This window comes from Pseudarthrobacter ribosi (genome assembly GCF_055412865.1).
The window spans coordinates 15371-39267 of sequence record NZ_JBVAYZ010000012.1; the positions used below are offsets into that span (position 1 = coordinate 15371).

A 23897-nucleotide genomic window follows, 5' to 3' on the forward strand; every position below is an offset into this window, starting at 1 on the left:
GGCCAGGCACACCCATGGCACCTCGCTCGCAGCGCCATACCGCCAGATCCCATGTAGGGAGGTCCCGTCTAGGGGAGATCCGAGGAGGGTGCGGGCGTCTCGTTCTGCTCTTTTTGGGCGAGCCGCTGTACTTGCCATCTATGCACGTCGGGCAGCCAATCCAGCGGGGCCGAGGGACCGACCCGCGGGTCGTCGGGAACAGCGCCGTCGCGCAGGGCCTCCGCGTACGCGCGATCCTGTTTGATCCGTGCGCGTAGCTGCTCAGTTCCGCCGACTGAGCCGTGGCCGGGAATGACGGCAACAACGTCGTCCGCCGCACTCTCGAGCAGTAGCAGCGCGGCGAGGTAGTCCTCGACCGGATTCGCGGCCTCCAGATCGAGGAACGGCATCAGGATGTCGGAAAGCATGTCGCCGGCGACGAGGACGCCCCGCTCCTCGAGCAGCAGCGCCGCGTGGCCGGGGGCATGGGCCTGATGCTCGATGATCCGGACTTTGGGGCCATCCCAGGGAATCGTCACGGCTTCGGCGGACAGGCCGGTAAGGAGCCCGAGCAGATCCATCGGGATTTCCTCGGCGAACTCCGGCGGGAGCACCCCGGCTATGCGGGTCTTCCAGTCCTTGTGTGACAGCAGATCCTGGATGGAGGCCGCGCAGCGGGCTGTACCGAAACGGGGCACGTTGCCGAAGGCCGCGTGCCAGAGCACGTGGTCCCAATCAGGATGCGTCGAGAAGCCTGCCACGACCGGCTGGCCCAACTCGCGAAGGTCGTTCGCGAGGCCGGCCATTTCGCCGCTCGTTATACCGGGGTCAATGAGCAACACACCGGCCCGGCCCTGCACGACAACGGAGTTGCTCTGGATGAACTCGCTCTCGTGAACGAAAACGCCCTCAGCGACTTGCTTCAGCATGAAACGCCTTCCGCTTGTGGTCTGCACCGGTGCCGCCACGATCATGGCGCAGACTCCGGAGGCAGGGCAAGAGGCCTTCAGCCGTCAGGGCTCCACCATCGGTGCGAACCGTCGATCAACGTGGCGCTGACCGGCTAGGCGCGTTCCACCGGCAGCCACAATTCGGAGGTTGCGGTGCTGAAGTCGGCGGCGCGGTCGAGAATCGCCACGATCGACGGGCCGGGCCGCAGCCGCCAGGGGTTGGAGGGGAACCAGTCAGTGGCCGTCGCCGCCCACGTGGACTGGAGGGCCGCTGGGTAAGGTCCGGTGGTGCGGAACACCGCCCAGGCACCGGCTGGGACGTCGATCGCGTCGAGGTCCCCGGGCACCGGCGTTCCTTCGCTGACAGCGACGCCGTGCAGGTAAGTCAGCTCGCTGCCTTCGATGTAGTCCGGGTCAACGTCGGCGCTCACTTGAAGCAGTCCCGCCGGTTCGGTGTTGCTCAGTGCCTTGAGGCGAAGGTGCTCCGCTTCCGGCAGCGAGGCGATTTGCGCTTGGATGTGCGGGTTGGGGCCGTGGTGAATGAGCGGCACGCGAGCGGTGTGGCCGACGAGCCGGAAGGCCGGTCGATCTGCGATGCGGGTATCCATCGGGGTATTCCCTTCTATCGTCAGGCGGAACCTGAGCTGTGGTTGTGTGCGAAGCGGGCCACCGTCTCGGCGCGCATCGCCGGGACTGACGCCATGCACCGCCCGGAAGGCCCGGCTGAATGCTTCGGTGGAGCCGTAGCCGAAGCGCACCGCAGTCCCCAGCAGGTCGCGATCTCCTATGACATCGGCCGCGGCGACGGTCATGCGCCGTCGCCGGATGTACTCGGACAACGGCATGCCAGCCAGTGACGAGAACATCCGGCGAACGTGATACTCCGTCGTGCCCAGGTCGCTCGTCAGGCCGGCGACGTCGATCTCCTCGGTGAGGTGCTCCTCGATGAAACCGACGACTCGGTTCAGAACTGCAATCACGGTTCTCTCCTTCCGCATCAAGCTTTGCTCACCGACACCAGCTCACACCCAACTATTGCGGTTCGATTCGATCGCACTCCACTTTCGCCGCGGAGGACAGCGGATTCGCCCTGAGAGGAACCCGGTGCGCTCCCGGCCTCCGGACGTAAACTGACCTTCGGATCACTCGGCGTGACGCGTGGCGGGGAGTACGGATGCTCTGGAAACTGCTCGTTGAATACCTGCGGCCGCAGCAGCGGCTGCTGCTCGCCGTCGTCGTCTTCCAGCTGGCGCAGTCCATCGCCTCGCTGTACCTGCCCACCCTGAACGCGGACATCATCGACCAGGGCGTGGCGAAGGGGGACACGGACTACATCCTGCGCACCGGCGGCGTGATGCTGCTGGTGACCCTGCTGCAGATCGCCTGCGCCATCGCGGCCGTGTACTTCGGGGCGAAGGCGGCGATGGCGATGGGCCGGGACGTGCGCGGGGCGATCTTCAGCCGCGTGGCGGCCTTCTCCGAGCAGGAGGTCACCCGCTTCGGCGCGCCGAGCCTGATCACCCGCTCCACCAACGACGTCCAGCAGGTCCAGCAGCTGGTGCTGATGTCCGCGACCCTGATGGTGGCCGCGCCCATGCTCTGCATCGGCGGGGTGGTGATGGCGATCCGGCAGGACGTGCAGCTGTCCTGGCTGATCGCCGTCAGCGTGCCCGTGCTCCTGGCCGGGGTGGGCTCGATCATTATCCGGATGGTGCCGCTGTTCCGGCTCATGCAGGCCCGGATCGACACCGTCAACCGGGTGCTCCGCGAACAGCTCACCGGCATCCGCGTGGTCCGCGCCTTCGTCCGCGAGGACGTGGAGACCGCCCGCTTCGCCCGGGCCAACGAGGACGTCACGGACACCGCGCTGGGCGCCGGCCGGCTGATGGCGCTCGCGTTCCCCACCGTGATGCTGGTGCTCAACGTCTCGTCCGTGGCCGTGATCTGGTTCGGGGCGTTCCGGATCCAGGACGGCTCCATGCAGGTGGGCACCATGATCGCGTTCCTGAGCTACCTCATGCAGATCCTGATGTCCGTCATGATGGCCACGTTCATGGCGATCATGATCCCGCGCGCCGCTGTGTCGGGGGACCGGATCGGGCAGGTGCTGGGCACCGAGTCCAGCGTTAGGCCGCCGGAGCACCCGCTGGACTTCTCCGGCCGCACCGGCCGCGGCGAGCTGGAAATGCGCGACGTCGGGTTCGCCTACCCGGGAGCTGAGCAGCCGGTCCTGTCCGGGGTCACCTTCACCGCAAGGGCGGGGCGGACGACGGCGATCATCGGCGCCACCGGCTCCGGCAAGACCACCCTGGTGAACCTGATGCCGCGGCTCTTCGACGCCACGGCCGGCTCGGTGCGGATCGACGGCGTGGATGTCCGCGAGCTGCACCCGGACCTGCTCTGGGGCCACATCGGGCTGGTCCCGCAGCGGCCCTACCTGTTCTCCGGCACGGTGCGCAGCAACCTGCTCTACGGCAAGCCCGACGCCACCGAGGACGAACTCTGGCAGGCGCTGACCATCGCGCAGGCGGAGGACTTCGTCCGGGAGATGGAGGGCGGGCTGGACGCGCCGATCTCGCAGGGCGGCACCAACGTCTCCGGCGGGCAGCGGCAGCGGCTCGCGATCGCCCGGGCACTGGTGAAACGCCCCGAGCTGTACATCTTCGACGATTCCTTCTCCTCGCTGGACACCGCCACGGACGCCCGGCTGCGGCGCGCGCTCCGGCAGCACACCGCCGGTGCCACCCTGGTGATCATCGCCCAGCGGGTTTCCAGCATCATGGACGCGGACCAGATTTTGGTGCTCGACGGCGGCAGGCTCGTCGCGCACGGCACGCACGGGCAGCTGCTGGAGACCTCGGAGACGTACCAGGAGATTGTGAACTCCCAGCTCGCGGCGGAGGAGGCGGCATGAGCGCCACGAACCGCACCGGGCCGGCCGCACCGGCCGGCGGGTCGGGGCGCGGCGGGGGAGCCGGGGCGCCCGGTGCCGCTCCCGCCGTCGAACGCATCCCCCGTCCGCCGGGCGGGCCGGGCCGCGGCGGGCCGTTCGCCGGGATGAACGTCCCCGCGGAGAAGGCGATGAATTTCTGGCCGTCGGCCAGACGGCTGCTGGGCCAGCTCGGGCCCGAGCGGCTCTGGCTGGTGCTGGTCCTGATGCTCGCGGTGGTGAGTGTGGCGTTCTCGGTGATCGGGCCGCGGCTGCTGGGGGAGGGCACCAACCTGATCTTCGCCGGCGTCGTGTCCAAGGAGCTGCCGGCCGGGATGAGCCAGGAGCAGGTGATCGCCCAGCTGCGCGCCGCGGGCGAGACCCAGCAGGCGGACATGCTCAGCGCCATGACCTTGACGCCCGGCGAGGGGATCGACTTCGCCGCGCTGGCTACCGTGCTGCTGTGGGCGCTGGTGCTGTACGTGCTGGCCTCGGGCTTTATGTGGATGCAGGCATATATCCTCAACGGGATCGTGCAGCGCACCATGTTCCGGCTGCGCGAGCGGATTGAAGCCAAGATCAACCGGCTGCCGCTGCGCTATTTCGACACGGTCCAGCGCGGCGAGCTGCTCAGCCGGGTCACCAATGACGTGGACAACATCTCGCAGAGCCTGCAGCAGTCCATCAGCCAGGCGGTCACCTCGCTGCTGACCGTGCTGGGGGTGCTGGTGATGATGTTCATCCTCTCGCCCACGCTGGCGCTGATTGCGCTGGTCACCGTGCCGCTGACGCTGGTGACCACGGCGCTGATCGCCAAGCGCTCGCAGAAGCTGTTCGTGGCGCAGTGGAAGCACACCGGGGAGCTGAACGGGCAGATCGAGGAGACCTACACCGGGCACGCGCTGGTGAAGGTCTTCGGACGGCAGCGGGAGGTGGAGGAGCGGTTCCGGCAGAAGAACGCGGAGCTGTATGAGGCCAGCTTCGGCGCGCAGTTCGTGTCCGGCCTGATCATGCCGGCCATGACGTTCATCGGGAACCTGGTCTATGTGGGGATCGCCGTGGTGGGCGGGCTGCAGGTGGCCGCCGGGGCCATGCAGCTGGGAGACGTGCAGGCGTTCATCCAGTACTCGCGGCAGTTCACCCAGCCGCTGGCCCAGCTGGGGTCGATGGCGAACCTGCTGCAGTCCGGGGTGGCGTCTTCCGAGCGGGTGTTCGAGCTGCTGGATACCGAGGAGCAGTCGCCGGATCCCTCTCCCGGGGTGGCTCCCGCGGCGACACGGGGGAAGCTGGTGTTTGAGAACGTGTCCTTCACGTATTCGCCGGACAAGCCGCTGATTGCGGATCTGAGCCTGGTGGCGGAGCCGGGGCAGACCGTGGCGATCGTTGGGCCCACCGGCGCGGGCAAGACCACGCTGGTGAACCTGATGATGCGCTTCTACGAGCTGGACGCCGGAAGGATCACACTCGACGGCGTGGACGTCACCACGATGACCCGGGACGAGCTGCGCTCGCGGATGGGCATGGTGCTGCAGGACACCTGGCTGTTCGGCGGGACCATCCGGGACAACATCGCCTACGGCCGGCCCGCCGCCACCGAGGACGAGATCCTGGAGGCGGCCCGGGCGACGTACGTGGACCGGTTCGTCCGGTCCCTGCCGGAGGGCTACGACACGGTGCTCGAGGACGAGGGCTCCAACGTCTCCGCCGGGGAGAAGCAGCTGCTGACGATTGCCCGGGCGTTCCTGGCCCGGCCGTCGGTGCTGATTCTGGACGAGGCGACGAGCTCGGTGGACACCCGCACCGAGGTGCTGGTGCAGAAGGCGATGAGCGCTTTGCGCTCGGACCGGACTTCGTTCGTCATTGCCCACCGGCTCTCCACCATCCGCGACGCCGACCTCATCCTGGTAATGGAAGCCGGGCAGATCGTGGAACAGGGGACGCATGCCGAGCTGCTGGCTGCCGGAGGAGCCTATGCGGCGCTGTACGCCGCGCAGTTCGCGGCTCCGGTGGCGGAGGTTTAACGGATGCAAGACGTTTCTTGTTCCGCTGGAGGCGTAGAGGTTCGGATCGCCTCTGAGCAGTTTAACCTGAAGTAACGGCCCTTATCGGGCCATAAAAACAAGCGGGGGAGCGCCCGCGAAAGGGGCTGCATCTGGGATTAAGACTGGGCCTTTCGCCCAGCACTCCGGGCGTCAGGACGGGTCCCGAGAGCAGGAATTACGTCAATCTAGGTTGACGAAAGACCGAAAATCGGCTCTTAAGTACGGGAGTAGAGGTGGCTACGAGAACTCCCGTTCCTTAGTGAAATGAGAAGCCCAGCCCTACGTCTCAAGGGGTCATCGACCCTTGACAGGCTCTATACCTCCGCGTTGGGCTGGCCGGCCTGCGGCCCGGCGGCGGCGCCGGAAGATGATGCGTCCTTGATGGCGGCTTGTAGGACCGCCCGAAGCAGCCCCGGAAACTGCGCTTCGAGGTCGGCTGCTCGCAGCGAGTTGAGGATGGCGGTGCCTCTGTAGTGCTGTTCGATCACGCCGGCTTCCCGCAGGACTCTGAAGTGATGGGTCGACGTTGATTTGCTGACCGGTAGCTGAAAGGCGCTGCAGGCTTGCTCGCCCGTGACGTCCGCCAGTTGACTCACGATCTGTCGTCGGACTGGATCGGACAAGGCGGAAAGTACCGCGTCCAGCTGCAACTCGCTCCGGCCGGGGTGGGCAAGGGTGCGCACTTGTAAATCGATCTCCTCGTTTTGCCCGATTGACTCCAAATCATTGTACGATAAAAGTCGTACTACGAAGGGTGGCGTACTTGCCCTTTGCGGGAGGAGAGGTAGCAAGCTAAATCCTCGAGCTGCGAAACCTAACCTCCAACAGTGCGCTGTAGTTCCATAGCCACAGTCACGTCCGCATAATCCACTCGTTGACCGGGCTATTCCTACTTACCCAATCGATTGGGTATGCGCATCGAGATCCGCCGCGTTTAACAGAATCTAAGGAAATTATCATGACGAACCTCAACCCGCTCTGGTCACCCCTGCAGATCGGTTCCACACAGTTGCACAGCCGCGTGGCTTTGGCCCCGATGACTCGCATCAGCGCAACTGAGGATGGGCTGGTGACCGAGAAGATGGTCTCCTACTACGAGGCTTTTGCCCGGGGCGGCTTTGCCCTGCTGATCACTGAAGGGATCTACCCCGACACCGCTTACAGCCAGGGCTACTTGTACCAGCCGGGCCTTGCCACGGATGAACAGGCCCGGTCCTGGGCTACGGTTGTCGGCGCCGTCCATGCAGCCGGGTCCACGATATTCGCCCAGCTCATGCACGCTGGGTCCCAGGCGCAGGGCAACCGTTTCAAAGACAGCACGATCGGTCCTTCCGCGGTCGCCCCCAAGGGGGAGCAGCTGGACTTCTACCGTGGCGAGGGCCCCTACCGGGTCCCCTCGGAAATCACCCGGGAGCAGATGGAGGAAGTTCGCCAGGGCTTCGTAGCCGCCGCGCTGCGCGCCAAGGAGGCCGGGTTCGACGGTGTGGAAATCCACGGAGCCAACGGCTACCTGCTGGACCAGTTCCTCACGGACTACCTCAATCTCCGCACCGACGAGTACGGAGGCTCCGCACAGAACCGCGTGCGCTTCCCCGCAGAAATCACCCGCGCCGTGCGCGAGGCCGTCGGGCCGGACATGACGGTCGGCATCCGGATTTCCCAGTCCAAGGTCAGTGACCACAACCACCGGTGGGCCGGTGGGACCGAGGAAGCGGAACTCATCTTCTCCACCCTGGCCGCCACGGGCGTCGACTTCCTCCACACCACCGAGTACAAGGCCTACGCCCCGGCCTTCGGCGACCATGGCCCCTCGCTGGCCGCGCTGGCCAAGCAGCACTCCGGGCTGCCGGTGATCGCCAACGGCCATCTGGATGACCCCGAGACTGCCGTATCAATGCTGGTTGACCATGCCGCCGACGTGGTGGCCCTGGGCAAGGCGGCCCTGGGCAACAGGGACTGGCCCGACCGGGTCAAAAACGGCCGACCCCTTGATGAGCTGGACGCGAGCCTGTTTGCCCCGGTGGCCGACGTCAAGGACTGGGAGCTGGAACTGCTCTCCTGACCCTCCCCAGTGCCCCTGCCTCCTCGCCCGTTCAGTCCAGCACGAAACGGATCGAGGGCAGGGCACTGACGAGATGTTGCCAATCACTTTTCTCTGGCGGCACGGAGCTCCCGGGATTACCATCCAGCTTGAAGTCAACATCATCGTGCCCGAGGAAGTGAGTCATGCTCGACGATACGGACCTCCTGCAGGCGCTGCGGCGTCACTGGGAACACTCAGGCAACGACGAGGACATCGCCCACGAGATCTACCACGACGACGCCGTGCTTGAATTCCCTCAGTCCGGCGAACGGTTCGAAGGCGTGGAGAACTTCCGCGAATGGCGACGACAGTACCCGGCGAAGCTCAAGTTCCACACCCGACGGATCACTCATCGTGCTGACCTGGTCGTTGTTGAAAACCTGATCAGCTACGACGGAGCGCCATGGATGTTCACCCTCAGCCTGATGGAGTTCAGGGGCGACCACGTTGCTCACGAGCGGATCTACATCATGGATGGCTGGGATGCAGCAGAGTGGCGCTCCCCCTGGCGCGCCAAGGAGCCTGCAGACCCACCCCCGCCACACCCCTGACTCAACAGTCGTGCTCGCTCTCTGGAGCGCACCGCCGACAATTTGGCCAAGCTGGAACCCTGGTGTCGGCAGGATCGATGAAACCGTCTGGGCACACAACGAAGCGCGCCGCCCAGACGTCGTTGCAGCTCGGGTAGCGCAGGGTCGGCTCGGCAGCAGGTGTCTTTTTTGTGGCCTTGGGCGTTTTCGACGGCGTCGGGGGGTGGTCGACGGATACGCCGTCGTCGTGCCCGTGTACGGAGATGACCTCGCCACGCTGCGCCATTGACCATCCCGTCCGGGACGACGGACAGGACAGTGCCGGCGACCAGGCCCACGATGAGCAGCGCTCCGGCAGTCCACGTCACGGGCTGACCTTGGCGCTTGGTGGGGGCTACGGGAACTGGCTCGTTCACGTCGTAAGGCATGCCTCAAGCCGTGAGTAGAAAGGCGCACGGTGCCGGCAGGGAGGACCGCTGCGGCCGTCTTTACCGGTTCATTCCGGGGCCTGCAGTGAGTACGATGCGTCCACGACTGGTGACGCAAGCGGGCCCATCGATGGCGTCCGATACAGGCACACGAATCTGATCGCACGCGACTGGCGCCGCCTCTTCGACTGGCACGTGCGTCTCTTCGGATGCACACCGGTCCCGCCGGAGCGCGACTACTCGGGGCCCGACACACGTGTCAACCTGGATTGACGAAGGGTCCACTATCGGCCGTTGCTTGTTCCTGAGTGCCTGCCCAGTCGAAGCGGTTGCCCCGATTCGCAGCATCTAAGCCTCCGGAACTCGCAAGCTCGGCGGTGATGTACGGGCCCAGGGGCCTGCGCTTCAACGCCGTGGCGCCTGGCCCCACGATCACCAACAACGTGGCCACCTGGGGATCCCAGCTCGCGGCCGAACGCCTCGGCCCGCTGATGCAGGCCACCGTCCCCACGCCCGCCACCGCGGCGCAGCTCGCCTCCATCACGTTCCTGCTCAGCGACGACGGCACCAACGTCAACGGCGTCATCCTCGCCTCCGACGGCGGCTGGTCGGCACTGTAGGTGAGCGGCACTAAATCGCAGGCGCGCGCTGGTGAGGAGCTCCGCCGTCGGCTGCTTTGTGAACCGACTCCTGCCGTCATCCCAGCAGATCGTCCTGATAGCACCAGCGCCAGTCTTCGCCCGGCTCGATGCTCCGCATGACCGGGTGCCCGGTGGCTTCGAAATGCCTCGAGGCGTGGCTTCCGGGTGAGGAATCACAGCACCCCACTTTGCCGCACGCCAGGCACATCCGCAGGTGCACCGTCGTCGTGCCTTCCGTCCGGCAGTTCGCGCAGAAGGGGTCACCGGGCACCTCCGGAGACCGGGCCGACTCGAGGTGGGCACATACCCCGCCCGGCCTCGCTATCCCTTCCCCGCCGCCCTCGCCGGAGGTGTCCACCTCGTCCAACGCCATGTCCAACATGGATTCCTCAACATCCAGCCGGTCCAGCACAGCAGTGAGGACCTCGTGCGCGTACTCGCCGCCTCGCCTCAGTTCCAGTACCTTGGCCCGTTCCGCTTCCAGCATGGCCAGCCGCAGCCAGGCGTAACGTGCGCTGGGGGTCGCCGTTTCCGCCAACGGGCGGCCGAGCCGTTCCCAAGCAGCCAGCCCGCGCTCCTGGGTGCGCCGTTTCAGCATGGCCACCACCTCTGGCGGATCGTTCTCCGTCCGCAGCTCCTGCAGGCGTGCCACGCCCGCAACCGTGGCCAGCTGCATCAGCGAAGCCTGGTTCAGCGCGTCTTCGCGCTCGTCTGGGCCTCGCACCTTCAGGAGCCGGACCAGCCCCGGAAGGGTGAACCCCTGCAGCGTCAGTGTGCCGCCCACCACCACCAGGGCGGCCAGAATCAGCACCGAACGGTGCTCCAGATCTGCGGGCAGTACCAGCACCGCGGCCAGGGTGACCACTCCTCGCATGCCCGCCCAGGAGACAATCGCCGCGTACTGCCACGGCGGCGCCGGGTCATTCCGCCGCACGGCCGGAATCAGGCGGGGCAGGTACGTGGCCGGGAAAACCCATACCGGCCGGAGCACCAGCACCGCCAGCAGGATCAGACCGCATCCGGCCCAGATCCGCCCAGCGCCCAGGGAGTCGTCTTGGACGCCGTCGATGATGGTACGCACCTGCAGCCCGATCAGCAGGAATACCGCGTTTTCCAGCAGAAACTGCACAGTGTTCCAATTGCTGCGCTGGCTCAGCCGGGCCGCGCCGTTGGGCATGGATGGCGCCTTGGTGCCCATCACCAGCCCGGTGACGACGACGGCGAGGACGCCGGACGCGTGGATCGCCTCCGCGGGAAGGTATGCGACGAGCGGGGCTATCAACGACGTTGACGTGTTAATGGCGACGCTCCGGGTCCGCTTGCGGAGTTCGGTCAGCACGTAGGCGGCTGCCATGCCCACCACCACCCCGCCCCCGGCCGCGAGCAGGAAGTCCGCGGCGATCCCCGTCACGGACACTGACCCCGAGATGGCGGCGATGGCAGCGCGAAGGCAGATCAGGGCGGTGGCGTCGTTGACCAAGGATTCACCCTCCAGGATGGTGACGATCCTGCGTGGCATCCTCACCTTCCTCGCGATGGCGGTCGCCGCCACAGCGTCCGGGGGCGCCACGACCGCGCCGAGAGCGATAGCTGCAGCCAGCGGGATTTCCGGGAACAACCACCCGACCACAAAGCCCACTGCGAAGGTTCCGAAGATGACATAGCCCACCGAGAGCAGTCCGATGGCGCGGCGGTTGGAGCTGAAATCGAAGAGCGAAGTCCGCAGCGCCGCGGCGTACAGCAGCGGCGGCAACAGTCCCACAAGGACCACTTCAGGGTTCAGCTCAATGGGCGGAACGAAGGGGAGGAAGGAGCCCGCAACACCGGCCAGCACCAGCAGCAGTGGAACCGAAATGTTGAGCTTCCGGCCCAGCGCGCTGCCGGCACAGACCACCGCGACGAGAACCAGGAGTCCCAGCGCGATTTCCATTGGGACATTGTCTCAGCTGGAGGAAAAGGTGTCTCGGCCAGCCAGGCATTTTCTGCGGCCGGCGCTTATCCCCTCGCCCCGCCGGGGGAATCGGGCTAGCCTGACGCGCATGGCCCAGACAGCCTCGTCCGCGCGCGCGTGGATCGGGACAATTGTCTTCCTCCTCCTCGCGCCCGGCGTCGTCGCGGGCCTCATCCCGTGGCTCATCTCCGGCTGGCGGGGGTACGACTGGGGCAGCGCGGCCTGGGTCGTTGTGCCGATCGCCTGGATCGCGATCGCTTCCGGGACGGCTGTCCTCCTGCACGCCTTCGCGCTGTTCGCCCTGCACCGCGGAACGCCCGCACCGGTCGTGCCGACCGAGACGCTGGTTGTGACGGGGGCCTACCGATTCGTGCGCAATCCCATGTACCTCGCGGTGCTCACCGTCATCCTCGGCCAGTCGCTGCTGTTCGGCAGCTCGTGGCTCGTGCTCTACGCCGTCATTGTCCTCGCCGCGGTGGTCGCGTTCGTGAAGGGCTACGAGGAGCCGACCCTCACCGGCACCTACGGTGAGCAGTACCTTGACTACCGGCGCAACGTCCCGGGGTGGTGGCCGCGGCTCGCGCCGTGGCGGGCAATGGGACAGCTCCCGCCGTTGACGCCGTCATCGGCGGGCCGCGATGCCCCCGAAACCATTTCGGCTTAGCCTAAAGAAACGGGCCCAGAACGATCCGCCTGTGCATACCGTCCCCTCCAGGAAACCACACAAGGAAGAACTGACGATGTCCGACATTCGTGAAACCCCCATCCCCACGGTGACCCTCAACAATGGCGTGCAGATCCCTCAACTCGGCTTCGGCGTTTTCCAGGTCCCGGCGGAGGAGACTCAGCGCATCGTGGAGGATGCCCTGGAAGCCGGTTACCGGCACATTGACACCGCCGCCGCCTACCGGAATGAGTCCGGCGTCGGCGCCGCCATCGCCGCGTCCGGAATTCCGCGCGAGGAAATCTTCATCACCACGAAACTTCGTAACGGCGAACAGGGCGCAGCGCTCGAGGCGTTCCGGAACAGCCGCAAGGCCCTCGGCGTCGACTACGTGGATCTGTACCTGATCCACTGGCCCGTGCCGTCCCAAGGACTGTTCACCACGGCGTGGACGGTCATGGAAAAGCTTTATGCCGGGGACGAGGTCCGCGCCATCGGCGTCTCAAACTTCCTCTCCGAGCATCTGGACACGCTTCTCCAGGCCTCGGATATCGTCCCGGCGGTCAACCAAATCGAAATCCATCCCACCTTCCAGCAGCGAGACCTGGCGGCCAGGAGCCGGTCGCTGGGCATTGCCGTCGAGGCGTACAGTCCCTTGGGACAGGGCGCCGACCTCGGTGCAGCGGCAGTGCAATCCCTGGCAGCCCGGCACGGTGGAACACCCGCCCAGGTTGTGCTCGCCTGGCACCTCGCCCAAGGAACGATCGTCATCCCGAAGTCTGCCGATGGCGCGCGCATGCGGGAAAACCTGGGGGCGGCGACGCTCGCGCTCACCCCGGCCGAAATAGGGGAGATAACGGCACTGGAGTCAGGCGCCCGCGCCGGCGCCGATCCTGCCGTTGCCGCGCACAGCCAGCTATAACCCGTTCAGCGGCAAAGCCCGAGGCGGTTCCGTCCTTCCGTGTCGGAACGGCCTCGGGCCTGCAATGACCCCGTGCTCATTGTCCGCAGGGACCCTACCTACGACCCCGGACCCTTCTGTGACATGGCACCATTGACAGCCAGCGCATCAGGGCGCTCACCGACTATGCCTGCCAGAGGCCGCGCGGTTCTGGCTTGGACGAGATCCGGCACCCTTTGGGTGGCAGCCGAAGTTACGGTTTGGGAGGAGCCCGACGACGGATGTGCTGCCACGGCCGCGGCGTGCTCGGCGAGGACGCCGGTCTGGTGCCTGAGCTTGAGGCGGTACATCAGGACACCTGTGACAACGACGGCGCCGACGAAGAGAACTCCGCCCCACTGCAGGTACCACTCGAACGGCGGCACCGAGTTGTAGATCTCCGGCCGCGGCCAGACCAGGTTCAGGGTCATGGCGCCTCCCCAGAGGACGGCGAGGACGTTCACCGGCAGTCCCCACTTCCCCAGACTGAAACCGGGCTCGGTGTCGTCGTCGGGCAGCGGCCACTCCCTGACCAGGCGCTTCCGCAGCATGGGCACCGTGACCAGCAGGTAGGACAGGTAGATCAGGACAATGCTGATGCTGGAGAGGATCGTGAAGATGGCAGGCTGGGCAACGTTGACGATCAACGGAATGACCGCGATGATGCCGACGACGATGGCCGCCACCGTGGGGGTCTTCCGGCCCGGATGGACCTTGCTGAGCTGGCGGCTGAAGGGCAGATTGTTGTCCCGGGCCATGGCAAACATCATCCGGATGGCAGCGGCGTGCACGGCCAGGGTGCAGACGATCACGGCCACCACGATGCACACCAGGAACGCCTTGCCGAACCGGCCACCCAGCACGGAGAGCACGATGTAATGCAGGCCGCCGTCAGCAGCGCCGAGCTTCGGGTCGCCCAGGTCGGGGGCGGCGAGGAGTCCGCCGAGCAGGATCAGCCCGCCGAGGACGAAGGATGCGGTGATGGCCCGCAGGATGGCCCTTGGTGCAGTACGCTTCGGGTCCTTTGTTTCCTCACCGAGGGAGCTGGCGGTGTCGAAGCCGTACATGACGTAGCCGGACGCCATGGCACCGATAAGGAACACTCCGAAGAAGCCGAGGTCGTGGCCCTCCCCGTAACCGGCGGTGTCGAAGAAGACCTCGGGACCCCGCACTACGTGCCAGCCGAGGGCCAGGATGAGCAGCGCCGCCGCAACCAGCTCCACGAACACGCCGATGCTGTTGATCTTGGTCATGAGCTTCACGCCGAAGGCGTTGATGAGGGTGGAGATGCCGATCATGATGCTGGCCAGCAGGACGCCGTTGACCGCGAAATCGTACGGGCCTGTCCCGTCACCGACCAGCTGGAACCCGGACCAGATCTGCGGCAACGTAAGTTGCAGGGCCAGGGCCACAGCCCCCAGCGCCATGATCGAGGAGATCAGCAACAGCCAGCCTGCAAGCCAGGCGAACGTGCCGGAGGACAGCCTTTTGGCCCAGTTATACACCGATCCGGCCACCGGGTAACGGCCGGCCAGTTCGGCGAAGCACAGCGCCACCATTAACTGCCCGGCGAAAACGAGCGGCCACGACCATGCGTAGGCAGGTCCTGCCATCGCGAAACCAAAGTAGAACAGCTGAAAAACACCGGTAAGGATGGAAATGTAGCTGACGCCTGCGGCGAAACTGGCGAACTTGCCGATGCTCCGGTCCAGAGTCTGGGCATAGCCGAACTCGTCCATTCCGCTGGTGTCTGTGCTCTTGCCGGGTCCTGCCTTGCTGGGTTTTAGCATGTGAGCTCCTATGTCTAAAAGCACGATGGTGATGACCCGCGGCCGCCATTGGACGCGGGTGAAATCAACAGCCGGGCGCCAATTTTTGGGCCCCGGCCGATTTCCCGCATTGGTGGGCGCATTGATGGGCGCGCCGCCGGTCAGGCGAGGGACGCGCTGAGCTCCGGCTCCGCCGTCGTTGTTTCACCGGTTCGGCCGGCGCGGATGAAATCCGCACAGCGCTCGCCGATCATCATGACGGTGATATTGGGGTTGACCGTGAGTTGTTCAGGCATGACAGAGGCATCGGCGACGCGCAGGCCGGTGACGCCCTTGACCCGCAGCTCGGGGTCGAGCGGCGCCAGGTCGTCGTCCGCCGGTCCCATACGGACGGTGCCGACGGGGTGGTAAACGGTGTTGTGCGTCTTGCGGATGTAGTCCTGCAGTTCCTCGTCGGTCTGCGCCTCGATGCCGGGCGAGAGCTCGCGGCCGGTCCATTCGGCCATGGCAGGCTGTGCGGCGATTTCACGGGCCTTGCGGATACCGGCGACCATGACGCGCATGTCGTGGCCCTCCGGATCAGTGAAGTACCGCGGGTCGACGGCGGGCTTGTCGCGGAAGTCCCGGCTGCGCAGCCGGACGGTGCCGCGAGAGCGGGCGTGCGTGACGTTCGGGGTGAGGCTGAAGCCGTTCTCCGTGGTCGGGTAGCCGTGCCGCAGCGTGTTCATGTCGAACGGGACGGAGCCGTAGTGCATCATCAGGTCCGGGCGGTCCAGGCCCTTCTCGGTGGGGGTGAAGATGCCGATCTCCCACCACTGCGTCGAAGTCTCAACCATCGGCTTCTTGGCCTCGAACTGCACGACGCCTTCGGGGTGGTCCTGCAGGTGCTCGCCGACGCCGGGGGAGTCGACCAGGACGTCGATGCCGTGCCCGGCGAGGTGCGCGGCCGGGCCGATGCCGGAGAGCATGAGCAGCTTGGGCGAGTCGATGGCGCCGGTGGACAGGACGACCTCGCAACGCGCGGAGAGCCGGTGGGTCCGGCCGAACGCCGAGTCCACGACGTCGACGCCGGTGCAGCGCTTATCCGCATCGAACACCAGTTGGCGGGCGCGCAGGCCGGTCATCAGCGTGAAGTTCTCACGCTCGATTACCGGGTGGATGTAGGAGACCGAGCTGGAGGAGCGGGTGCCGTCCGCGCGGCGGTTGATCTGGAAAAAGTTGGCGCCGTTGATCACGGTGGTGCCGGTGTTGAACTTCGCCCGCGGAATGCCGGCCTGTTCGCAGGCATCCAGGAGCGCGACGCCGGTGGGGTCCGCCGGGGGCACGTTCATCAGGTGCACGGGGCCTGAGTCGCCGTGGTGCGGCGCGTCCGGGCCGGCGTCCTCGTTGGTCTCCAGCCGCTTGTATACGGGCCAGGCGGCCTTGGCGTTCCAGCCGGCGGCGCCGTACTTTGACTCCCACTCGTCCAGGTCTTCGCGCGGGGCCCAGAAGGCGATGCAGGAGTTGTGGCTGGAGCAGCCACCCATAACCTTGGCACGGGCGTGGCGCATGAAGGAGTTGCCGTTCTCCTGCGATTCGATCGGGTAGTCCCAGTCGTAGCCGGAATCCAGCAGCTCCATCCAGCGGTCAAGCTGCAGTACCTCTGGCACACCGCGGTCATCCGGACCGGCCTCCACCAGCGCCACGGACACGGCCGGGTCCTCGCTCAGCCGGGCGGCGACGGCAGCTCCGGCCGATCCGCCGCCGATGACGATGTAGTCGAACTCGCGGTCGTTGAGGTTCTCGATGTTGTCGATATGCATCTAGTTCTCCTTGCCGTGGTCAACGAACCAGCCGGTCACCTGTGGGCTGGTGTTCTGGTAGATGTGCTTGGCTTCCTGATATTCGGCCAGGCCGGTCGGTCCGAGCTCGCGGCCGACGCCGGACTGGCCGAAGCCGCCCCACTCGGCCTGCGGCAGGTAGGGATGGTAATCGTTGATCCAGATTGTGCCGTGCCGCAGCCGGCTGGCCACGCGCTGTGCCTTGCCGGCGTCCTGGGTCCAGACCGCGCCAGCCAGCCCGTAGGGGGTGTCGTTGGCGGTCGCCACGGCCTCGTCTTCGGTGCGGAAGGTCTCGACGGTCACGACCGGGCCGAAGGCTTCGTCCACGACGACGGACATTCCCTTGTGCACGCGGTCCAGAACGGTTGGCTGGTAGTAGAAGCCGGCGTCGTACCTCTGCCCGTCAGGCGCCGCGCCACCGCACCGCAGCCGCGCACCCTCCTCCACTCCGCGCTGGACGTAGGCGTGGACCTTCTCGCGGTGGGCCGCGGAAATCAGCGGCCCGGTTTCGGCAGCCTCATCGAACGGGCCGCCGAGGCGGATGCCCTGCGCGCGGCGGACCAGCTCGTCGACGAAGCGCTCGGCGATCGATTCCTCGACCACCAGCCGCGCCCCGGCCGAGCAGACCTGCCCGGAGTGGACAAACGCCCCGTTCAGCGCATTGTCGACGGCGGCGTCGAAGTCCGCGTCGGCGAACACCACGTTGGGGTTCTTGCCGCCGAGCTCCAGCGCCACCTTCTTCACCGTCCCGGCGGCGGCCGCGGCAACGCGCTTACCGGTCTCCAGCCCGCCGGTAAACGAGACGAGGTCGACGCCGGGGTGCTCCGAGAGCGGTGCGCCCGCCTCCGCGCCGGGGCCGGTCACGAGGTTGGCGACGCCGTCCGGCAGGCCCAGGTCCTGCAGCAGCTGCAGGGCCAGGATGGCGGTGGACGGCGTGAGCTCGGAGGGCTTGAGCACGAAGGTGCAGCCGGCGGCCAGCGCGGGCGCGATCTTCCACGCCGCCTGGAGCAGAGGGTAGTTCCACGGTGTGATCAAGCCGCAGACACCGACCGGCTCGTAGACAATTTTGCTAACGACGGCGGGGTCCCCTGCGTCGACCACGCGGCCCGCCTGCTGCCCGGCGAGCCTTCCGAAATATTCGAAGCAGGCGGCGATGTCGTCTACGTCGATCCGGCTTTCAATGATCCGTTTCCCGGTGTCCAGAGATTCGGCGCGGGCGAATTTCTCCCGGCGCTCACGCAGTTCCGCGGCGACCTTGAGGAGCAAGGCGCCGCGCTCAGGAGCCGGGACCGAGGCCCAGACGCCGGAGTCGAAGGCCGCACGGGCCGCAGCGATGGCGCGCTCGGCGTCTTCCTGGCCGGCCTCGGACACCGTGGCGACCAGTTCGCCGTCGGCCGGGTTGCGGATCTGGCGCACAGCGCCGGACGCGGCCGGCTCCCACGAGCCGTTGATGAACAGGGTGGAGGCGGTATCGGTCATAGTGTCTCCCTTGAGTGGTCCGGCGACGGGCTCGTCGACGGTGTTGCAATCGGGCTCCCGGTCCGCGTTGGACGGGACGTTTTCGGCGATGCTGCAGGGCGCGGTGTCAAGCTGCTGGTGGAGGAACTCCAGGTACTCCTTGCAGTGGGCCGGCGGGTCGGCAACGGCTCCGTCCTTGCACTAACCATGAGGTTGTAGCCATGGCTGCCCTCGAGCGGGACCACCTCGATCCGTGAGTGCTTCCGGCCACCGGCCCAGTCAGTGGAACGAAACGCTGGGTGTGCCAGGGCCCGCAGCAGTCCGTGGCCGGTCCTGAGGCGGGAGCTGGTCTGGTGTGACTTGGGTCATAGCAATCACAGTAGTGCAGGTTGAACAAGTGTTCAATACTCCGACTGAACAAATGTTCAATAACGGTCCTGAGTCGCTGCCGCCGGATGAAGTGGGCTTCAGGACTCCTGAGGCTCGGCGCCCAGGCCGTGCTCCTCTGCCCGCGAAGCCGCGAAGGCGATTTGCTCCGTGCGGGCGATGCCTCTCTGGATGGATGCATTGTCTATGCCAAGAAGCGTTGTTAGCCACATGCCGTTTTGTACGATGACAATGTCGGCTGCTCGCTCCCTGCACTCATCGCGGGCAAGCTGGGGGTTGGCGTTCCCTATCAGCGTCGCGAGCCCTTCGAGATACCGATCGAACGCCGCCGCGTTAATCAGTGCAAAGTCTTCGTGGGCCTGCGCGAGAGCCCAAAGGTGGAGACGCAGGGACAGGTATCGTGTGGTCAGGAGTTCCGCGTCCGCAACGCGCCGGAGGGCCTTGCGGAGCTGTTCGTCCGGGGGCGACGCCGGGTCGGGCTCGACCAGCCTCAGGTCGTGCTCATCGATTCGGTGCAGGGCCGCACGGATCAGGCTCGACTTGTCTTCGTAGTAGTAGTTCACGAGCCCCAGTGCGACGCCGGCTTCGCGCGCCACGGCGCGCATGTTGACGCCGGAGATGCCGTGGCGGGACAGCAGCTCCAGCGCCGCTTCGAGAATGCGCGACTGCCTATCAATCTGTTCGCCGGAGTTCACGGTGCTTGTATCCACCCGGCCAGACTATTGCGAAACTCGGATGCGTGCATCACGCTAACCCAGCATAGGGAGGTTGCGGGCCTTGTCGCCTGACAGGCTCGGCCGGTCCGGCGTGACTCCGGCAGCGGGTAAGGCTGATCCGCTTTCGCTCGCGATTAATGACGGGTTGGGTACCCGGCCGGACCCTGGCTCGCTAGGCTTTGTCCATGGACGGGGAACGCGGAATGACCCAACGGACCTACCCGCAGGGCGTCCCTTGTTGGATCGATAGCGAACAGCCTGACGTTGAGTCGGCTGCGGAGTTCTACACCGGGATTTTTGGCTGGACATTCGAGGACGCCATGCCGCCGGGAGCGCCGGGCCGTTACTTGATAGCAAAGCTCGACGGTCAGGACGTCGCAGGGATGGCCAGCACCCAGGGTGCCGCGGCGTGGAATACCTATATATCCGTCGAGGACGCGGATGTCGCAGTGCAGCGACTGGTCGCTGCCGGCGCTGCGATGCGGTCGGCGCCTGCCGATGCGGGAGAGGGCGGCCGCAGTGCGGCGCTAACCGATCCGGAGGGTACAGAGTTCCGCATCTGGCAGGCCAGGCGACGGCTGGGGGCACAGGTGGCCAATCAGCCAGGGGCGTGGAACTTCAGCGATCTCCACACGGCCAACCCCGGCGCGGCCATTAAGTTCTACGAGGACGCGTTCGGTTGGCAGGTCGACGATCTCGGCTTCGCGATGTTGGTCCGCAGGCCCGGTTATGGCGACCACCTTGAGGCGACAGTCGATCCGGGCATCCGGGCACGGCAGTCAGTGCTGGCCGCCCCACCTGGCTTCGAGGATGCGATCGCCTGGATCGCGACCAGCGCCCCCGACGAACCGTCGCGCTGGCATGTCTCGTTCACCGTGGCGGACCGGGACCGGACGGTGGTTGATGCGAAGCGACTCGGCGCCCAGGTCCTTGGGCAGGACGACACCGAGTGGACGCGCACGGCACTGATCCGAGACCCCCAGGGGGTGGAGTTTACGGCCAGCCAGTTCACGCCCCCGTCGGGCTGAGCCGCCCTACCCTCACCAACATCGTGGTCGGCTGATCCGCGCGGTAGGGGAGGCGAACCCAACGGAAGTGGACGACGGCGGGACGTCCCGCCGTCGTCCGCTTGGGTCACCTCATCACGAGATCTCCTGGAGCAGCTCGGCAAGGATGATCCGCGCTGCTGCCTCGATCAGCGCGAGGTGGGAGAACGCCTGAGGGAAGTTGCCGAGGTGCCTGCCGGTGTCGACATCGAACTCCTCGGCGAAGAGCCCGAGCGGCGAGGCGACCCGCAACAGCTTCTCCATCAGGTCACGCGCCCGCTGCTCCTCGCCGATGATCGCCAGCGCGGACACGAGCCAGAACGAGCAGATCAGGAATGTGCCCTCCTTTCCGGACATGCCGTCGTCAGTCTCGCCGGTGCGGTAGCGCAGCACGAAGCCGTGCTCTGTCAGCTCGTCGGCGATGGCGAGCACGCTTGCCCGGAGCCGCTTGTCATCTGGGGGCAGGAATCCGAAGATGGCGGCCAGCAAGGTGGAGGCGTCCAGCGCGTCCGTGTCGTAGTGCTGACGGAGCACACCCCGCTTGTCGATGCCGTGCTCGAGGATGTCGGCCTTGATCTCATCCGCGGTGTCCCGCCAAGTAGCGATGAGATCTGTGTCGCCGCGCATCTCGGCCAGCTTAGCGGCGCGATCCAACGCGACCCAGCCCATCAGCTTGGAGGACACGTAGTGCTGGGGCTTACCGCGGGCCTCCCAGATTCCCTGATCGGGTTCGCGCCAGACGGCGGTGGCGCATTCGGCTTGGGACTTGACGATGGGCCATAGCCGCAGTGGCAGCCGGTCACTGCGTCGGGTGTGTAACAGGATGGAGTCGAGCACGGCGCCGAACACGTCGTTTTGGCGTTGGTCGAATGCTCCGTTGCCGATCCGGACCGGTCGGGCACCCGCGTAGCCGGACAGATCGTCGCGGGTGGACTCGGTCAGATCGCGCCGGCCGTCGATGCCGTACATGATCTGCAGCGCGCCGTCGGAGTTCGGCTCGAGGTCGGCGACGAACTGGATGAACTCCTCGGCCTCCCAGTCGAGATTCAGGTAATGCAGCGCCTGCAAGGTGAAGGTGGTGTCGCGTATCCAGGTGAAGCGGTAGTCCCAGTTGCGCTCACCGCCAGGGGTCTCCGGCAGCGACGTGGTGAGCGCGGCGACAGTGGCTCCGGTCGGCATGTAGGTGAGGCCCTTGATGGTTAGCGCTGAGCGCTGGATCGGCTCGCGAAAGCGGTGGTCGGGCATTCGCGCCCGTCCCAACCAGGTGCGCCAGAACCGCGTGGTGGCATTGATGCGGCGGGTGGCGTCCTGGACGTCGCCCGGGGCATTTAGCCCCTCGGCCCATGACAGTGCGCAGTAGTACTCCTCACCGGCGGATAGGACGTGTCGGGCGCGGACCCGATCGCCCTCGATGCCGAGCGCGAAATCGGTCTGCAGCCTGATTGTCTGGCCCGCACCGCTGGCATCGGCGATGTGTCGATTGCCGTCGACCAGCGTCCATGCGGCTGGCGTCCGGCCGTAGTCGAACACCGGCTCGCAGACCAGCTCCATCTCGACGGTGCCGTCCAGGCAGCGGACGGTACGCACCAGCAGGTGATCGGCGTCGTCGTCGGCGGGCGGTCGGGTATGTGGGGTGACCTCGTCCTCGGTCTCCCGCGGGCCCATGGTCAAGGCGTCGCGGACCTCAACCCAACCCGACTGGGTCTTCCAGGTCGTGCAGAGGACGTTGGTCCCGGGCTCATACACCTGGGCTGTCGGGTGGTTGGTCCCGAACGGGCCGAGCCTGAAGTAGCCGGCTCCCCGATCGAGCAGGGTGCCGAACACGCTGGGTGAGTCGAAACGCGGGACGCAGAGCCAGCCGACGGCTCCGTCGGGCGCGATGAGGGCGCCCGTGTGGCAGTTCGATAGGAAGGCATAGTCCGCGATCGGCGGGAACGGGGAGGGCGCGGCAGCGCTCTGCTCGGTGGCCTGCCGCGGAGCGTTGGGACTCATGACGCCACCCAGGGCCGGCGCCAACCGACGTAGTCGGCGGTCAGTTCACCTGCAGCTGTCGGACCCCAAGACCCGGGCGTGTAGCTGTGCACCGGTGGCGGCGCATCCAGGAGTGGCTGCATGATCCGCCACGTCTCCTCGACCCCGTCCTGGCGGGTGAACCGCGTACTCTTCCCGACCATCGCCGCCTGGAGCAATACCTCATACGGAGTCGGCCCCTCGCCCCCTTCATCGGCGAACTCCATGTCGAGATCGATGGCGCCTGGGCCGACCGTGTCCGCACGTAGAGCCTCGACCTTGAGCCTGACGCCGGTCGACGGATCAAGCTTGATGACGATCTGGTTGGGCTCTGGCCGGCGATCGGATCCGAAGTTGAAGCCGAGCCGGGGCGGCTGCTTGAATACGAGCCGAAGCTCGGTCTGAGTGACCGGAAGCTTCTTGCCGGTCCGGATGAAGAACGGCACCCCCGACCAGCGCCAATTGTCGATGTCGAGCCGCAACGCGGCGTACGTCTCCGTCGTCGAATCCGCGGCAACGCCGTTGATGCTCCGGTAACCCTCGTACTGGCCGCGGACGTAGTGGACAGGATCGGCCTCGGAGACCGCGCGGAACAAAGCGACCTGCGAGTCCTTGATCGTTTGTGGATCACCCCCAGACGGTGGTTCCATTGCGGCCGCGGACACGACCTGCATGAGGTGATTGACCACCACGTCGCGCAGCGCACCGACGGGATCGTAGAAGTGGCCACGGTCCTCGACGCCGAAGTCCTCGGCCATCGTGATCTGCACGCATTCGATATAGTTCCGGTTCCAGATCGGCTCAAGCATCGTGTTGGCGAACCGCAGGTAAAGGATCTCCTCCAGGCCCATCTTCCCCAGGTAGTGGTCGATCCGGTACAACTGCGACTCGTCGAGGAACTGGTGCAACTCCTCGGCCAGGGCGCGAGCCGAGGCTCGGTCACTCCCGAACGGCTTCTCCACCACCACCCGCCCCGTCGCGGTCAGGCCGGCCCCGGCCAGGCCCTTGACGACTGTGCCGAACAGGAAGGGTGGGACTTCGAGGTAGAACACCGGGCTGTTGGCGCCCTTGATCGCCTCGGCGACCCGCCCGTAGGTCGCTGCATCGCCGAAATCGCCCTGCACATAGGAAAGCCGGGCCGCGAAACGGCCGAAGACGGCGGCGTCGATCACCTCTCCGGTGCCCTCGATCGACACCCGGGCCCGGTCCACCAACTGGTCAACCGTCCAATCATCGACAGCCACCCCGACGATCGGGCACTGCAACAGACCCCGCCGCTCCAGCCGGTACAACGATCTGAAAGTCATCACCCTGGCCAGGTCGCCGGTGATCCCGAACACCACGAACACATCGGCGGAACCCTGAGCAGCGCTAGCCGGCTGGCCACGCCCAGCCGCGGTTTGGCTATTCATCGGTGCTGTCATGGCATCTCCTCGACGTGATCGACCCGCTACCGGCAATATGGATCTGCTTCGTGGTCTGCGTGCGGGAGCTGACGCAGACCGGTTTGTATCAGAGCCAACCACCGTCTCCCGGTCCCCGTCACCACCCTTT

The 23897-nt window shown here is 66.3% G+C and carries 18 protein-coding genes; 8 read left to right on the forward strand and 10 right to left on the reverse strand.

The window, feature by feature from the left end:
* Positions 1-68 precede the first annotated feature (68 nt).
* Both ACZYZ5_RS12985 and ACZYZ5_RS12990 read right to left on the reverse strand, forming a co-directional pair.
* Positions 69-908 (reverse strand): MBL fold metallo-hydrolase, encoded by an 840-nt coding sequence (locus tag ACZYZ5_RS12985; RefSeq protein ID WP_463902156.1) that lies wholly within the window; start codon positions 906-908, stop codon positions 69-71.
* A gap of 134 nt (positions 909-1042) precedes the next feature.
* Positions 1043-1909: an AraC family transcriptional regulator gene (locus ACZYZ5_RS12990; protein WP_463902157.1), complete on the reverse strand. Its 867-nt coding sequence runs from the start codon at positions 1907-1909 to the stop codon at positions 1043-1045.
* Positions 1910-2103: 194 nt separating this feature from the next.
* On the opposite strand from ACZYZ5_RS12990, the gene ACZYZ5_RS12995 reads away from it, so the two are divergent.
* Both ACZYZ5_RS12995 and ACZYZ5_RS13000 read left to right on the forward strand, forming a co-directional pair.
* Positions 2104-3843: an ABC transporter ATP-binding protein gene (locus tag ACZYZ5_RS12995; RefSeq protein ID WP_463902158.1), complete on the forward strand. Its 1740-nt coding sequence runs from the start codon at positions 2104-2106 to the stop codon at positions 3841-3843.
* A complete protein-coding gene (locus tag ACZYZ5_RS13000) occupies positions 3840-5879 on the forward strand; it encodes an ABC transporter ATP-binding protein (protein WP_463902159.1) in 2040 nt (679 codons plus the stop codon). The genes ACZYZ5_RS12995 and ACZYZ5_RS13000 overlap by 4 nt, the downstream gene beginning before the upstream one ends.
* A 335-nt stretch (positions 5880-6214) precedes the next feature.
* Here ACZYZ5_RS13000 and ACZYZ5_RS13005 read toward each other — a convergent pair whose 3' ends face one another.
* Positions 6215-6583: an ArsR/SmtB family transcription factor gene (locus ACZYZ5_RS13005; protein ID WP_463902160.1), complete on the reverse strand. Its 369-nt coding sequence runs from the start codon at positions 6581-6583 to the stop codon at positions 6215-6217.
* Between the two features lie 275 nt (positions 6584-6858).
* Between ACZYZ5_RS13005 and ACZYZ5_RS13010 the strand changes: the two genes are divergently transcribed.
* The 3 genes from ACZYZ5_RS13010 to ACZYZ5_RS13020 all read left to right on the forward strand — a co-directional run bounded on the left by ACZYZ5_RS13010 (position 6859) and on the right by ACZYZ5_RS13020 (position 9561).
* Entirely contained in the window at positions 6859-7962 is a 1104-nt protein-coding gene (locus tag ACZYZ5_RS13010; RefSeq protein ID WP_463902161.1) for an oxidoreductase, read from the forward strand.
* Between the two features lie 164 nt (positions 7963-8126).
* Positions 8127-8534, forward strand: a complete 408-nt coding sequence (locus tag ACZYZ5_RS13015; protein ID WP_463902162.1) for a nuclear transport factor 2 family protein — start codon at positions 8127-8129, stop codon at positions 8532-8534.
* Positions 8535-9321: 787 nt separating this feature from the next.
* Complete coding sequence (locus ACZYZ5_RS13020) at positions 9322-9561, forward strand: SDR family oxidoreductase (protein ID WP_463902163.1); 240 nt, start codon at positions 9322-9324, stop codon at positions 9559-9561.
* A gap of 76 nt (positions 9562-9637) precedes the next feature.
* Here the strand turns inward: ACZYZ5_RS13020 and ACZYZ5_RS13025 are convergent, their stop codons facing one another.
* The gene (locus ACZYZ5_RS13025) at positions 9638-11512 is read right to left on the reverse strand and encodes a Na+/H+ antiporter (RefSeq protein WP_463902164.1); all 1875 of its coding nucleotides are present in this window, start codon (positions 11510-11512) and stop codon (positions 9638-9640) included.
* Positions 11513-11621: 109 nt separating this feature from the next.
* Between ACZYZ5_RS13025 and ACZYZ5_RS13030 the strand changes: the two genes are divergently transcribed.
* Both ACZYZ5_RS13030 and ACZYZ5_RS13035 read left to right on the forward strand, forming a co-directional pair.
* A complete protein-coding gene (locus ACZYZ5_RS13030; protein WP_463902165.1) occupies positions 11622-12197 on the forward strand; it encodes a methyltransferase family protein in 576 nt (191 codons plus the stop codon).
* Between the two features lie 76 nt (positions 12198-12273).
* Positions 12274-13119 carry an aldo/keto reductase gene (locus ACZYZ5_RS13035; protein WP_463902166.1) on the forward strand — a complete coding sequence of 282 codons (846 nt, stop codon included), beginning with the start codon at positions 12274-12276 and terminating at the stop codon, positions 13117-13119.
* Positions 13120-13217: 98 nt separating this feature from the next.
* On the opposite strand, the gene ACZYZ5_RS13040 is transcribed toward ACZYZ5_RS13035, so the two are convergent.
* From ACZYZ5_RS13040 to ACZYZ5_RS13055, 4 genes are all read right to left on the reverse strand, one after another.
* Positions 13218-14927, reverse strand: a complete 1710-nt coding sequence (locus ACZYZ5_RS13040) for an APC family permease (RefSeq protein WP_463902167.1) — start codon at positions 14925-14927, stop codon at positions 13218-13220.
* A gap of 140 nt (positions 14928-15067) precedes the next feature.
* Positions 15068-16708: a GMC family oxidoreductase gene (locus ACZYZ5_RS13045; protein ID WP_463902168.1), complete on the reverse strand. Its 1641-nt coding sequence runs from the start codon at positions 16706-16708 to the stop codon at positions 15068-15070.
* Complete coding sequence (locus tag ACZYZ5_RS13050) at positions 16709-18205, reverse strand: aldehyde dehydrogenase family protein (protein WP_463902169.1); 1497 nt, start codon at positions 18203-18205, stop codon at positions 16709-16711. It abuts the gene before it with no gap.
* Between the two features lie 446 nt (positions 18206-18651).
* The gene (locus tag ACZYZ5_RS13055; protein ID WP_463902170.1) at positions 18652-19281 is read right to left on the reverse strand and encodes a TetR/AcrR family transcriptional regulator; all 630 of its coding nucleotides are present in this window, start codon (positions 19279-19281) and stop codon (positions 18652-18654) included.
* 191 nt (positions 19282-19472) lie between these two features.
* Between ACZYZ5_RS13055 and ACZYZ5_RS13060 the strand changes: the two genes are divergently transcribed.
* The gene (locus tag ACZYZ5_RS13060; protein WP_463902171.1) at positions 19473-20315 is read left to right on the forward strand and encodes a VOC family protein; all 843 of its coding nucleotides are present in this window, start codon (positions 19473-19475) and stop codon (positions 20313-20315) included.
* A gap of 114 nt (positions 20316-20429) precedes the next feature.
* On the opposite strand, the gene ACZYZ5_RS13065 is transcribed toward ACZYZ5_RS13060, so the two are convergent.
* Positions 20430-22325, reverse strand: coding sequence for a glycoside hydrolase family 15 protein (locus tag ACZYZ5_RS13065; protein WP_463902172.1), 1896 nt, complete (start codon positions 22323-22325; stop codon positions 20430-20432).
* On the reverse strand, positions 22322-23767 hold the full coding sequence (zwf, locus tag ACZYZ5_RS13070; protein ID WP_463902174.1) for a glucose-6-phosphate dehydrogenase: 1446 nt from the start codon (positions 23765-23767) through the stop codon (positions 22322-22324). Before zwf ends, ACZYZ5_RS13065 begins: the two co-directional genes overlap by 4 nt.
* Positions 23768-23897 lie beyond the last annotated feature (130 nt).

Bases quoted from the DNA above. Each gene is read 5' to 3' on its own strand.
- ACZYZ5_RS12985 (WP_463902156.1), bottom strand. From the start codon at position 908: ATGCTGAAGCAAGTCGCTGAGGGCGTTTTCGTTCACGAGAGCGAGTTC.
- ACZYZ5_RS12995 (WP_463902158.1), top strand. From the start codon at position 2,104: ATGCTCTGGAAACTGCTCGTTGAATACCTGCGGCCGCAGCAGCGGCTG.
- ACZYZ5_RS13000 (WP_463902159.1), top strand. From the start codon at position 3,840: ATGAGCGCCACGAACCGCACCGGGCCGGCCGCACCGGCCGGCGGGTCG.
- ACZYZ5_RS13010 (WP_463902161.1), top strand. From the start codon at position 6,859: ATGACGAACCTCAACCCGCTCTGGTCACCCCTGCAGATCGGTTCCACA.
- ACZYZ5_RS13015 (WP_463902162.1), top strand. From the start codon at position 8,127: ATGCTCGACGATACGGACCTCCTGCAGGCGCTGCGGCGTCACTGGGAA.
- ACZYZ5_RS13020 (WP_463902163.1), top strand. From the start codon at position 9,322: ATGTACGGGCCCAGGGGCCTGCGCTTCAACGCCGTGGCGCCTGGCCCC.
- ACZYZ5_RS13025 (WP_463902164.1), bottom strand. From the start codon at position 11,512: ATGGAAATCGCGCTGGGACTCCTGGTTCTCGTCGCGGTGGTCTGTGCC.
- ACZYZ5_RS13030 (WP_463902165.1), top strand. From the start codon at position 11,622: ATGGCCCAGACAGCCTCGTCCGCGCGCGCGTGGATCGGGACAATTGTC.
- ACZYZ5_RS13035 (WP_463902166.1), top strand. From the start codon at position 12,274: ATGTCCGACATTCGTGAAACCCCCATCCCCACGGTGACCCTCAACAAT.
- ACZYZ5_RS13040 (WP_463902167.1), bottom strand. From the start codon at position 14,927: ATGCTAAAACCCAGCAAGGCAGGACCCGGCAAGAGCACAGACACCAGC.
- ACZYZ5_RS13045 (WP_463902168.1), bottom strand. From the start codon at position 16,708: ATGCATATCGACAACATCGAGAACCTCAACGACCGCGAGTTCGACTAC.
- ACZYZ5_RS13050 (WP_463902169.1), bottom strand. From the start codon at position 18,205: ATGACCGATACCGCCTCCACCCTGTTCATCAACGGCTCGTGGGAGCCG.
- ACZYZ5_RS13060 (WP_463902171.1), top strand. From the start codon at position 19,473: ATGGACGGGGAACGCGGAATGACCCAACGGACCTACCCGCAGGGCGTC.
- ACZYZ5_RS13065 (WP_463902172.1), bottom strand. From the start codon at position 22,325: ATGAGTCCCAACGCTCCGCGGCAGGCCACCGAGCAGAGCGCTGCCGCG.
- zwf (WP_463902174.1), bottom strand. From the start codon at position 23,767: ATGACAGCACCGATGAATAGCCAAACCGCGGCTGGGCGTGGCCAGCCG.